Origin of the sequence: Ectopseudomonas toyotomiensis (genome assembly GCF_017167985.1) — a bacterium.
Lineage (GTDB): Bacteria > Pseudomonadota > Gammaproteobacteria > Pseudomonadales > Pseudomonadaceae > Aquipseudomonas > Aquipseudomonas toyotomiensis.
In genome coordinates this window covers 1,391,743-1,403,876 of the sequence record NZ_CP070505.1, presented here as the reverse complement: position 1 = coordinate 1,403,876, position 12,134 = coordinate 1,391,743, and the positions used below count along the sequence as shown (strand labels likewise).

Sequence of the window (12,134 nt, the reverse complement as noted above, 5' to 3'; positions counted from 1 at the left end):
ATCCATGCCTGCCGTACGTCTCGCCGATGGCGACCTCAACTACCAGCTCGAAGGCCCGGCCGGCGCGCCGGTGCTGGTGCTGTCCAACTCCCTCGGCACCGACCTGCATATGTGGGACGTGCAGATGCCAGCGCTGACCCGTCATTTCCAGGTGCTGCGCTACGACACCCGCGGCCATGGCCAGTCGCTGGTGACTGAAGGGCCCTACAGCATCGAGCAACTGGGCCGCGACGTGCTGGCTCTGCTCGATGCGCTGGATATCGCCAAGGCACATTTCTGTGGGCTGTCCATGGGCGGGCTGATCGGCCAGTGGCTGGCGCTCAACGCGCCCGAGCGTATCGCACGCCTGGTGCTGTGCAATACCGCCGCCAAGATCGGCGCGCCGGAGGTGTGGAACCCGCGTATTGAAAGCGTGCTGGCCGGCGGCGCGCAGGCCATGCGTGACCTGCGCGATGCCTCGATCTCACGCTGGTTCACCGCCGGTTTCGCCGCCGCGCAGCCGCAGCAGGTCGAGCCCATCGTCGGCATGCTGGCGCAGACTTCGCCCGAAGGTTACGCCGCCAACTGTGCAGCGGTGCGCGATGCCGATTTTCGCGAGCAGCTTGCAGATATCCAGTCGCCAACGCTGATCGTCTGCGGCAGCCTCGATCCGGTGACCACTGTCGAGCACGGTCGCTTCATGCAGCAGCGCATCGAGGGTGCGAAGCTGGTGGAGTTCCACGCCGCGCACCTGTCCAACGTCGAGGCCGGCGTGGCCTTTACCCAGGCGCTGCTGGATTTCCTGAACCAGTGAAACCATCGGTGCGCACGGCGCACCTTACGGTAGGGTGCGCTGTGCGCACCGATGCTTACCCGGAGTGATGCAATGGACGAAAAACAACGCTACGAAGCCGGCATGCAGGTGCGCCGCGCGGTGCTGGGCGACGCCCATGTCGACCGCAGCCTGGAGAAACTCACGCCGTTCAACAGTGAGTTCCAGGAGATGATCACCCGTCACGCCTGGGGCGATATCTGGACGCGTCCCGGCCTGCCGCGTCATACCCGCAGCCTGATCACCATCGCCATGCTGATCGGCATGAACCGTGAGGGTGAGCTGCGCCTGCACCTGCGCGCGGCGAAGAACAATGGTGTGACCCGCGACGAGATCAAGGAAGTGCTCATGCAGAGCGCGATCTACTGCGGTATCCCGGCGGCCAACGCCACCTTCCACCTGGCCGAGGAAGTCTGGGACGAATTGGGCGTGGAATCGCTGGAAGACTGATTCGTACGAGCGATACAGCGCTGCCCGGACCACGCATCCGGGCGGCGCTTTTTTATGCCTGCCATCCATGGCTGGCCCATATCAGACCGCAGCCGCGTGACGTCCAGCGATATAGCCAAAGGTCAGCGCCGGACCAATGTTGATGCCACCCGAGGGGTAGTGCCCGCCCAGTGGGCTGGCCATGTCCGTACCGGCGGCATACAGGCCGGGGATAGGCTGGCCGACACCATCAAGTACGCGCGCATGGCCATCGGTGCGTAGCCCGGCAAAGGTGCCGAAGCAGCCCGGTTGTACTTTCACGGCATAGAAGGGGCCATGCTCGATAGGGGCTACGCAGGGGTTCGGACCGTTGTGCTGGGCATCGCCACTGCGACGGTTGAACGCGGTGCTGCCACGGCCGAACAGTGGGTCTTCGCCACGGCGCGCATGCTGGTTGAACTCGTCGACGGTGGCCACGAGCCCGAACGGGTCGATGCCGCAGGCCTGCGCCAGTGCTTCGAGGCTGTGGCCGCGCTTGAGGTAACCGTTGCGGATATGTGGCCACAGCGGTACTGGCGCCGGGCGAGCGAAGCCAAGGCCGTAGCGGCGTTGAAAGCGGTGGTCGCAGATCAGCCAGGAGCAGGCTTGCTGATCCTCGGGAATGGCCTTGAGCATGGCGTCGATATAGTCGTAGTAACCGCCTGCCTCGTTGACGAAACGCTTGCCGTTTTGCAGCACGCCGATGATGCCGGGCTTGCCGCGGTCGATGATGTGCGGAAAGTGGCCGACGCTGCCGTCGGCGTAGGGCACCTTCGATACCGGCGCCCAGGCCACTGGCGAGCGCAGGTCGTCGGCCACATAGCCACCCGCTGATTCGCCCAGGCGCAGGCCGTCGCCGGAGCAACTGGCTGGCGGCAGGGCGAGGTTGTCATGGCCGCTGGCATCGCGCGGGAACATTGCCTTACGCCGCTCAGGATCGTTGGGAAAACCGCCGGCAGCCAGCACCACCGCTTTGGCCCGGATAGTAGTTTCTTCACCAGCGTGCAGCACCACGGCACCGCATATGTTGCCGTCTTCGATGATCAGGCGCTGCGCGGGCGTGGACACCATCATCTGCACACCCAGGTCCTGCGCCGAGCGCGCCAGGCGGGCGACCAGCGCCACGCCGTTGACCAGGTGCATGGCCCGTCCGTAGCGGGCCAGGTGATACAGATGGGTGGTAAAACGGCGGATGACGTACAGCAGAGCCCTGGGCGAACGCGTCATGTTGAGGAAGGCGGCGAGATCGGCGCCAGCCATGATCGGCATGCCCATGAAGGACGTCTCGCGCATGGTCTTGCGCAGATGTGGCAGCAGGTCGAGCACTTCGCGGCCATCGTAGGGCGCTGCGATGACCTGATGGCCGCCGGTGGCAGCGCCGGGCGTGTCGCCGTGCATGTCGGGGATGCCGTTGCCGTCGACGAACTGCAGGGCAGTGTGCTGCTCGAAAAACGCCACCATATCGGGGCAGTGCTGCAGAAAGGCGTCCACCAGTTCGGGACGGTAATGCTCGCCGAGTTCGTTACGCAGGTAAGTGCGCGGCTGCTCGATATCCTCGACGATGCCAGCGCGCTGGGCCAGGGGGTTGCGCGGCGCCCACAGCCAGCCGCCGGACCAGGCGGTGGCACCACCCAGCACGGCGTCCTTCTCCGCCAGGATTACCCGTTTGCCCAGGTGCGCGGCGCTGACGGCAGCCGCCAGCCCGGCCGCGCCGGAGCCGACCACCAGCAGGTCGCAGTCGAGTGGGGCGTTGGCCATGGCAGATCTCCGCATGTGCTATTTATTGGAACCTGGTTCCGGATTTTATGTTGGGGCTGCCGAGGCGCCAAGCACTGTCGGATGATTCGCCGGGGAAGTCGTGCGGTTAGCGGTCAATTATTGTCGGGGTAGTGCGGATTCAATCCGAGAAAGGGTAGCGATTGCTTCGCTTACGAGCAGCGATGGTGGACAAGCTGCGCGTTTTCCACCCTACGGCCGTAAAGGCCGGTTCCTCGGCCTCAGGTACGAAAGCGGCCGATGCGCAGCTGCAATTCACCGCCCAGCCTGGCCAGCTCGGCGCTCGATAGCGCGGTCTGCTCGGTGGCGCTGGCGCTTTGCTCGCCGATGCCGCGTACGTTGTCCAGGCTGCGGTTGATCTCCAGGGCCACCGCACTCTGCTGTTCGGCCGCACTGGCGATCTGCTGGTTCATCTGCTCGATCAGTGCAACCGCCTGATTGATGCGCATCAGGCTCTGCCCGGCCAGCTTGACGCTGCTCATGGCGTCCTGGCTCAGCGTCTGGCTGGCCTGGGTCTGGGCGACGGCGCTCTGTACGCGGCTTTGCAGGCTGCTGATCAGCGCCTCGATCTCGCGGGCGGAGTCCTGAGTACGGCGCGCCAGCGCGCGCACTTCATCGGCGACAACAGCGAAACCGCGGCCTTGTTCACCCGCGCGTGCGGCTTCGATGGCGGCGTTGAGCGCGAGCAGGTTGGTCTGCTCGGCGACAGCCTTGATCACATCCAGCACAGTGCCGATGCGTTGGCTCTCGCCCTGCACCAGGCCAACGGTCTGCCCGGTATGCGCCACCTCGCTGGCCAGGCGCTCGATCTGCTCGACTACCTGGTGCACCTGGCGGTCGCCATCACGGGCCTGCAATTCTGCCTGTTGCGCGGCCTGCGATGCCTGCTCGGCATCACCGGCGACCTGCTGCACGCTGGTGACCATCTGTTGCATGGCGCAGGCCGTCTGGCTGGACTCTTCGCTCTGCTCGCGCACCCCCGCGCGGGTCTGTTCGCTGACTGCCGAGAGTTGCTCTGCCGCAGCGGCAATCTGTGTCGCGCTGCCACCGATCTGCTCGATCAGTTCGCGCAGGTGGTCGCGCATGGTTTGCAGGGCGCCCAGAAGCTGGCCGACCTCATCACGGCGCACGGCGATGTGACTGCCACTGAGATTGCCGGACGCGACCTGCTGGGCCAGTAGCAGGCAGTGTTGCAGCGGCCCGACGATCAGGCGGCGAATCAGCCAACTGGCGAGCAGAGCCAGTAGCAGCGCTGCAGTCGTGAGCAGGGCAAGGGTTTGCAGGGAGGTGCGGTTGCCCGCTTGCATGGTGCGTTGCTGGTGCTGCTGCAGGTCGTTGCCATGTTGCAGCATGACTTGCGCCAGATCGGCCAGTTGGCTGCGACTGCGCTGTTCGGCCTCGTGGCTGTGGCGATAGTGCTCGAAGGATTCGCGATAGCTGTCGAGTGCGCGCAGGGCCTCGTCCAGGGAGGCCTGCTGCAGGGCCGCCAGTTGTGCGCGCAGTTGCTGCGCCGCTTCGGTCATGCTGGCGAAGCGCATTTGCCAGAGATCGATATCGGCGCTGTCGCCGCTGCGGATGAACTGGCTTTCCGCCAGGCGCAGCTGCAGCAGCGTGTGGCTCAGGCGCGCCGCCGCCTCGGCCTGGTCGACGCTGCTCTGCGTGCCCGTTTCGCCATCGAACAATCGATCGCGAATCAGGTTGAACAGGTCCTGGGTGACCATTTCGAACTGGATCAGCGCTTCGTCGGCGCGTATCGCCATGCCGGTTTGCGCCGTGCTTGCCTGAGATTGCGTCGCGCGCAGTTGGGTGAATTGCTGCAGATAGGCGTCGTTGCCGTGCAGCAACAGCTGGAGTTGCTCGGCGTCGGTGGGCAAGTCAGCCAGCTGTGCGGCGATGCGCGCATGTTGCTCGGCGATGGCTGCTTCATGGCCAGCCAGCGGCGCCAGCAGATAATCCTTCTCCTGCAAGCGCAGTTGCAGGATCTGTTGCTTGAGGTCCGCCACCTGGAGCGACTGAGCGGCATGCCCGAGAATCTCGCTGGCGGTGCGCCAGCCACCCAGGGCGACTGCCAGGGTCAGCAGCATTACCAGTGAGAAGCCCAGCAGGAGTTTGTGCCCGACCTTGAGGTCGGCGCTACGTTCGATAATCCAGCGCATGGGGGTACTTCCTCGAACAGTTGCACATCAAAAAAAAGCCCGTCACGAGGACGGGCTGAACGTGCCGTAACACTAGGAGTCACTTGTGCAGCGATGTTGCGTGATGCTTACAGAATCGACAGCGGGTAGTTGATGATCAGGCGGTTCTCGTGCAGATCCTGGCCCACGTCACGGCGCACATCGGAGTTACGCCAGCGGATGCTCAGATTCTTCAGCGAGCCTTCCTGAATGGTGTAGGCCAGCTCGGATTCACGACCCCACTCTTCAGCATCGGTACGGCCGCCGGTGTGGATGTTGGAGCCGCTGACGTAACGGTTCATCAGGGTCAGGCCCGGGATGCCGAGGCCGGCGAAGTTGTAGTCATGGCGGATCTGCCAGGAGCGCTCTTCCGGGTTGTCGTAGCTGTTGGTGAAGCCGTCGTTGACCAGGGTGCCGCCACTGGCGCCGTCGATGCGCATGAACTTGGTGTCACCGCTCAGGCGCTGGTAGGCCACCATGAAGGTGTTGTTGCCGGTCTTGGCGGAGAGCGCACCCTGGTAGACCTTGTTGTCCAGGTTGCCGGCCTTGGCCGCGCCTTCTTCCTTGCCGGTGACATAGCCCAGGTTGGCACCCAGTACCCAGTCACCGACCGGTTGGCTGTGGGTCAACTGCACGTAGCTCTGCTGGTAGACGTCTTCCAGGCGCGCATGCCAGACGCCGACCATGGTGTTGTTGCCGTTGAAGCGGTACTCACCGCCGCCGAAGTTGAAGTCGTCGCCCTTCACGCCACCGAACGACATGTCTTCACGGCTGGCATCGTTGCGCTGGCTGTTCTTCCAGAACTGGCCGCCGTACAGGGTCAGGCCGTCGATCTCGTTGGAAGTCAGCTGCGCACCCTGGAAGGTTTGCGGCAGCGAACGGCCGTCGTCAGCGCGCAGGATCGGCAGCACGGCGAACCACTCACCGACTTTCAGTTCGGTCTTGGAGAGCTTGGCCTTGGCCGCAACGGCAGTACGACCAAACTGGTCGGCGGCCTGGCCGTCGTCGTGGATCGGCATCAATTGGGTGTTGGCAGCGCCGCGATTGCCGTCCAGCTTGATGCTGTACAGACCGAGCACGTCCAGGCCAAAGCCAACGGTGCCTTCGGTGAAACCGGAGCGCGCATCGAGAATGAAGTTCTGCGTCCAGCCTTCGGCCTGACCCTGGCGCTCGCCACGGATCACGGGGTCGGTGCCGTTCAGGTAGTTACGGTTGAAGTAGTAGTTGCGCAGGCCGAGGGTGACCTTGGCGTCTTCGACGAAACCGGCGGCCTGAACGCCGACCGAGAGGCTGGAGGCCATGACTGCAACGGCGATTGCGCTGGGAGCGAGGTACAGAGTTTTTTTCATTGTTATCGTTTCCTTTTTCAAGGTTGAAAGCTCCCCTCCGCAGTGGCGGATAGGCTTCTACATCGGGGAGAGTGGTGGCAGTTATTCGGGGTTCAGCGGTGTTCGTCTGAATGCATCGCGAGTCCTCAGGTCAGCCAGCGCACCAGGCACAGGGTGATCGATGGGAAGAGCACGAGGATGACCACGCGCACGATGTCCGAGATCAGGAACGGCACGATGCCTCTGAAGGCTTCACTCATGGGGATATCGCGCGCCATGCCGGCAATCACGTAGACATTCATGCCCAGTGGCGGGGTGACCATGCCGATCTCCACCACCATCAAGGCCAGGATGCCGAACCAGATGGCCTTCTCGGTCTGGTCCAGACCATAGAAGTCCAGCCCCATGATCACCGGGAAGAAGATCGGGATGGTCAGCAGGATCATCGACATGGTGTCCATCACGCAGCCGAGGATCAGGTACAGGACGAGGATCCCGGCCAGCACCAGGAACGGCGGCAGACCTGCGCCGCTGATGGTTTCGGCGATGAAGTTGGGCAATTGCGAGATGGCCAGGAAGGCGTTCATCACATCGGCGCCGAGCAGGATCATGAAAATCATGGCCGTGGTCACCCCGGTGCCCAGCAGCACCTCCTTGAGTTCGGCCAGACGCATCTTGCCCAGGGTGAAGGCGAAGAAGCCCGTGCCCACGGTGCCGATGGCTGCGGCCTCGGTCGGGGTGAACCAGCCGCCGTAGATACCCCCGAGCACCACCAGGAAAATCAGCAGTACCGGCCACACCCCCTGCTGCGCTTGCAGCCGTTGCTTCCAGCTCGAGCGTTCCTGTGCTGGGCCGGAGTCCGGGAACAGGCGCACATAGATGGCAATGGCGATCATGTAGCCGATGACCGCGAGAATGCCCGGCACGAAGGCGGCCATGAACAGCGTGGAGATGTTCTGCTGGGCGAGGATGGCGTAGATCACCAGCACCACCGATGGCGGGATGAGAATGCCCAGGGTGCCGCCGGCCGCCAGGCAACCGACTGCCAGCGAGTTGGAGTACTTGTAGCGACGCAGCTCCGGCAGGGCCACCTGACCCATGGTCGCAGCGGTTGCCACCGATGAGCCACAGACCGCGCCGAAGGCTGCGCAGGAGCCAATGGCGGAGATCGCCAGGCCACCGCGCCAGTGCCCGACCATGGCGGCTGCGGCACGGAACAGGCCGGTAGCCAGGCCGCCACGCGAGGCGAACTGCCCCATCAGCAGAAACAGCGGGATCACCGACAGGTCGTACACGGTGTAGCGGGCGTAGGCCACCGTCTTCAGGTAGTTGAGCAATGGGTCCCAGCCGCTGATCGAGACGTAGCCGCCAATACCCGTCAGCAGCATGGCGATGGCGATCGGGATACGGATGGCCAGCAGAACCAGGAGGAAGGCGAGAAAGAGTCCGCCCAATGCGACGCTGCTCATTGCTGGCCTCCCTCACCACGCTGGTCGAGCCAGGCGGTGTACAGGGAAATGACGGCCAGCAGGGCGAAAGACGGCGCGAAGGGCGTCATCGACCACCACATCGGAATACCCATGATGATCGACTCTTCACCGTTGCGGTAAGTGTCCAGCGTGCCGATTACCGAGCGCCAGGCCAGCAGCGCTGCACAGGCGGCCATCAGCAGACAGCCGAGCGTGTCGAGATAGCGCCGGGTGGTGGCCGAGGCGCGCAGGGTGAAGGCGTCGACGATGACGTTGCTACGACGCAGTTGGCACAGCGGCAGGAAACTCACCACGGCAATACCGCAGCCCATCTGCACCAGCTCGACGTCACCGAGCAGTGGCGCATCGAACAGGCTGCGCATGGTGATGCTGTAGGCCGACAGCAGGGTGATGGCGACCAGCACCAGGCCGCCAGCCAGGGCAAGCCAGCGTGCCAGGACATCGAGCAACTGGCCGAACGGGCGCATGCGTTGAGGCTGCCCGGGCAAGGCAGGGTTTTCGATCATGACAGGACTCCGCAAGACCGGCACCGCAAGTGCCGGCCAACACAACGAGGGTTAACGATCAGTGCGGCAGCTTGGCGTTGTAGCTTTCGATCCGGTCGCGCACTTCTTGCAGCAGCGCAGCACCGTTGTCGTTGCCTTTGCTCTCGACTTCCTTGATCCAGTCGTTGTCCAGCTTGCGGCCGATGGCCATCCACTTGGCCTGTTCTTCGGCGGGCAGTACATAGATCTCGTTGCCACGCGATTGCGCCAGTTGGTGCCCGGTCTCGATCACGTTGGTATCCCAGATATGGCCGGCCTGGCGTGAGAGTTCACGGCCGCTGTTGTCGTCGATGATCTTGCGCAGGTCATCGGGCAGGCTGGCGTACTTGGCCGGATTCATCGCCAGCACCAGCGCGGTGTGCATCAGCGCCGGCTGACCCGGCGCCATTTCGGTGTGGTACTTGACCAGTTCCTGCAGCTTCAGTGCAGGGACCACGTCCCAGGGCAGCACGGCGCCATCGACCACACCCTTGGACAGCGCTTCTGGCACCTGCGGTACCGGCATGGCCACAGGGGTGGCGCCGAGCATGGAGATCAGCTTGGTGGAGATGCGGTTGGCCGAGCGCAGTTTCAGGCCACGGAAGTCTGCCAGACTACGCACCGGTTTTTTCGCCGTATGCAGCAGCGCGCCATCGGTCAGGTGAGTCGCGAGCAGATGCACGTCGGCGAACTCCTTCTGCCCGTGGGCTTCGAGGAAGTCCCACATGGCCTGGCTGCTGGCTTCCGAAGAGCGGCTCATGAACGGCATCTCGAATGCCGATGCCAGAGGGAAGCGGCCGCTGGTGTAGCCGGGCAGGGTCCAGACGATGTCGGCAACGCCATCACGCGCCTGGTCGATCAGTTGTGGCGGGGTGCCGCCCAACTGCATGGACGGGTAGAACTGAAACTGGATCCGACCATTGGATTCGGCGGTGATCTTCTCTGCCCAGGGCTTGAGAAAGTCGGCCTGGGTCACCGAGTGCGCTGGCAGGAAGTGGTGAACCTTGAGGGTGACCTCGGCCTCGTCGGCGTTGGCCCAGGTCATGACGCTGGTGGCAAGCAGCGTCAGCAAAGCCTTGGAAAGCTTGTGCATCGCAAATGTCCTTTCTTATTCATTGTTAGTAGGCGACTCAGGTACAGCCAAATTCGGCTGCAATACTGCCGCCGCTAGGATTCGCTGCTCGCATGGTGCGAGTTAGCGAGGGGCTATTCAATTCGATTAACGACTTAGTGTGCGATAAACGAACGAATTGCGTAGGCCTGGGACGTGCCGTCGGCGCGCCAGGCGATTATCGGTCAGGGGCTCCCGTGCGAGGGGGGAAGTTGCGTCGTCCTGCGGCTGAGAAATGCGCTATTCGATGGCCTCGTAGGGCAGGCCGACGTAGTTTTCGGCAATGGTTTTGCGCCCTGCTTCGGAGCTGACGAAGTAGTCCAGTTCGGTCTCCTGCATGCGGCGGCTGAACGCATCGGTGTCGGGAAAGCGATGCAGCATCGAGGTCATCCACCAGGAAAAACGCTCGGCCTTCCAGATGCGCCGCAGGCAGATTTCCGAGTAGCGTTCGAGCAGGTCCACACGGCCCTCGCGGTAGACCTTGAGCAGGATGCGGTACAGCGTGCTGACGTCGCTGGCGGCCAGGTTCAGGCCCTTGGCGCCGGTCGGCGGAACGATGTGTGCGGCATCGCCGAGCAGAAACAGGCGACCATACTGCATCGGCTCGACCACGAAGCTGCGCAGCGGCGCGATGCTCTTTTCGATCGAAGGTCCGGTGACCAACTGGCTGGCGATCTCGTTTGGCAGGCGGCGTTTGAGTTCGTCCCAGAAGCGTTCGTCGGACCAGTCTTCGACCTTCTCCTCGGCGCCCACCTGCACGTAGTAACGCGTGCGTGTCGGCGAACGCATGCTGCACAGGGCGAAGCCGCGCGCGTGATTGGCGTAGATCAGCTCCTTGTGCACTGGCGGGGTGTCGGCAAGGATGCCCAGCCAGCCGAACGGATACACCCGTTCGAACTCCTGAAGTACCCCAGCCGGAATGGATTGTCGCGATACACCATGGAAGCCATCGCAGCCCGCGATGTAATCGCACGTCAGGCGCTGCGTGCGGCCCTCATGCTCGAAGGTCAGGTAAGGGCGCTCGCCCTTGAGTTCGTGCAACTGCACCTGGCTGGTGTTGTACAGGGTGACGGCGCCGCTGGCCTGGCGTGCTTCCATCAGGTCGCGAGTGACGTCGGTCTGGCCGTAGACCATCACGCTCTTGCCACCGGTCAGCCCCTTGAGGTCGATGCGCTCGCAGCGGCCATCGAAGGCCAACTGGAAACCATCGTGCGGCAGGCCTTCGCGATCCATGCGCGCGGCCACGCCGGCCTCGCGCAGCAGGTCGACCATGCCCTGTTCGAGCACCCCAGCGCGGATGCGGCCGAGCACGTAGTCGGGGCTCTGGCGTTCGAGGATGACGTTGTCGATGCCGGCGTTATGCAGCAGTTGGCCGAGCAGCAGGCCGGAAGGGCCAGCGCCGATGATGGCGACCTGAGTGTTCATTATTGTTCTCCAGTAAGTGATCGGCTGTATGTCGATTCACAGGCTCAGGTCTGTATTTTTTGTGGATACATGCTCGGTTAGAAGGCAATATCGAAAAGGATTCTTGGACTTTTCGATGATTTTAAGAGCCCGCTCATGACTGCTTCGAAAGTCTCCCTGGTGCCGGTATTCAAACTGTACGGTGAGACGACCGAATGGCCGACTCCCGACCTTATCCACTGCGAATCGATTCCCGAACGCAGCCAGTTGCACGGTTGGGAAATCAAACCGCACCGTCACGCTGACCTGCTGCAGTTGCTCTATGTGCAGGCGGGTGAGGCGGAGCTGGAGGTGGAGGGGCAGGTGCGCCTGGTGCGCAGTGCTTCGCTGCAGGTCGTGCCGGCGCTGTGCGTGCACGGCTTTCGTTTCTCGCGTGATGTTCAGGGCTATGTGCTGAGCCTGGCGCGGCCGCTGGTGGAGCAACTGGCCGCGCCGCTGGGCCAGCAATGCTTGCAGAGCCCCATGTGCTATGAGGTTGGCGAGCAGCGCCGTTATCTGGATGCCTTGTTCGAATCGATCAGCCAGGAGTACGGCCGTCTGGAGCCAGCGCGGGAGCTGATGCTGCAATCGTTGATCAGTGTCCTGCTGGTTGCCATCGCGCGCCGGCAACTGGCGCGAAGTGAGGCGCAGGAGCCCGCCGACGGCCGAGGGCGCGAGCATGTGCAGGCCTTCGTGCATTTGCTCGAGGTGCACTTTCGCGAGCATCTACCGATCGAACATTACGCCTCGCGCCTGGGGATCAGCGCCGCTCACCTCAATGCGCTGTGCCGGCGGTTGGCCGGACAATCCGCATTGCAACTGATCAATCAGCGTCTGTTGCTCGAGGCCAAGCGCTGTCTGGTGTACACCACCATGACGGTGAGCCAGATTTCAGACAGTCTGGGTTTTTCCGAGCCGGGCTATTTTTCCCGTTTCTTCAAGCGTGGCAGCGGGCTTTCGCCCAAGGCATTTCGCCTGCATCGCTGAGCAGCGATGCAGGCGAAAGAGA

Annotated in this window: 10 protein-coding genes; 3 read left to right on the top strand and 7 right to left on the bottom strand. The window is 63.4% G+C overall.

Annotated elements, in window-relative coordinates:
* Positions 1 to 4: 4 nt before the first annotated feature.
* Both pcaD and pcaC read left to right on the top strand, forming a co-directional pair.
* Positions 5 to 793 (top strand): 3-oxoadipate enol-lactonase, encoded by a 789-nt coding sequence (gene pcaD, locus JWV26_RS06415; protein ID WP_206418661.1) that lies wholly within the window; start codon positions 5 to 7, stop codon positions 791 to 793.
* Between the two features lie 72 nt (positions 794 to 865).
* Positions 866 to 1,261, top strand: coding sequence for a 4-carboxymuconolactone decarboxylase (gene pcaC, locus JWV26_RS06410; RefSeq protein WP_017675537.1), 396 nt, complete (start codon positions 866 to 868; stop codon positions 1,259 to 1,261).
* Between the two features lie 81 nt (positions 1,262 to 1,342).
* Here pcaC and JWV26_RS06405 read toward each other — a convergent pair whose 3' ends face one another.
* The 7 genes from JWV26_RS06405 to pobA form a co-directional block, all read right to left on the bottom strand.
* Entirely contained in the window at positions 1,343 to 3,037 is a 1,695-nt protein-coding gene (locus tag JWV26_RS06405) for an FAD-dependent oxidoreductase (protein WP_206418660.1), read from the bottom strand.
* A 239-nt stretch (positions 3,038 to 3,276) separates the two neighbouring features.
* Positions 3,277 to 5,211, bottom strand: coding sequence for a methyl-accepting chemotaxis protein (locus JWV26_RS06400; RefSeq protein ID WP_206418659.1), 1,935 nt, complete (start codon positions 5,209 to 5,211; stop codon positions 3,277 to 3,279).
* 107 nt (positions 5,212 to 5,318) lie between these two features.
* Positions 5,319 to 6,578 (bottom strand): OprD family porin, encoded by a 1,260-nt coding sequence (locus JWV26_RS06395; RefSeq protein ID WP_206418658.1) that lies wholly within the window; start codon positions 6,576 to 6,578, stop codon positions 5,319 to 5,321.
* Between the two features lie 125 nt (positions 6,579 to 6,703).
* Positions 6,704 to 8,026, bottom strand: coding sequence for a TRAP transporter large permease (locus JWV26_RS06390; protein ID WP_072424466.1), 1,323 nt, complete (start codon positions 8,024 to 8,026; stop codon positions 6,704 to 6,706).
* A complete protein-coding gene (locus JWV26_RS06385; RefSeq protein WP_238597196.1) occupies positions 8,023 to 8,553 on the bottom strand; it encodes a TRAP transporter small permease in 531 nt (176 codons plus the stop codon). The genes JWV26_RS06390 and JWV26_RS06385 overlap by 4 nt, the downstream gene beginning before the upstream one ends.
* Positions 8,554 to 8,611: 58 nt before the next feature.
* The gene (locus tag JWV26_RS06380; RefSeq protein ID WP_206418657.1) at positions 8,612 to 9,664 is read right to left on the bottom strand and encodes a TRAP transporter substrate-binding protein; all 1,053 of its coding nucleotides are present in this window, start codon (positions 9,662 to 9,664) and stop codon (positions 8,612 to 8,614) included.
* Between the two features lie 258 nt (positions 9,665 to 9,922).
* Entirely contained in the window at positions 9,923 to 11,107 is a 1,185-nt protein-coding gene (gene pobA, locus JWV26_RS06375) for a 4-hydroxybenzoate 3-monooxygenase (RefSeq protein ID WP_206418656.1), read from the bottom strand.
* A 135-nt stretch (positions 11,108 to 11,242) separates the two neighbouring features.
* Here pobA and JWV26_RS06370 point away from each other — a divergent pair, with 135 nt between their 5' ends.
* A complete protein-coding gene (locus JWV26_RS06370; RefSeq protein WP_206418655.1) occupies positions 11,243 to 12,112 on the top strand; it encodes a helix-turn-helix domain-containing protein in 870 nt (289 codons plus the stop codon).
* Positions 12,113 to 12,134: the final 22 nt, after the last annotated feature.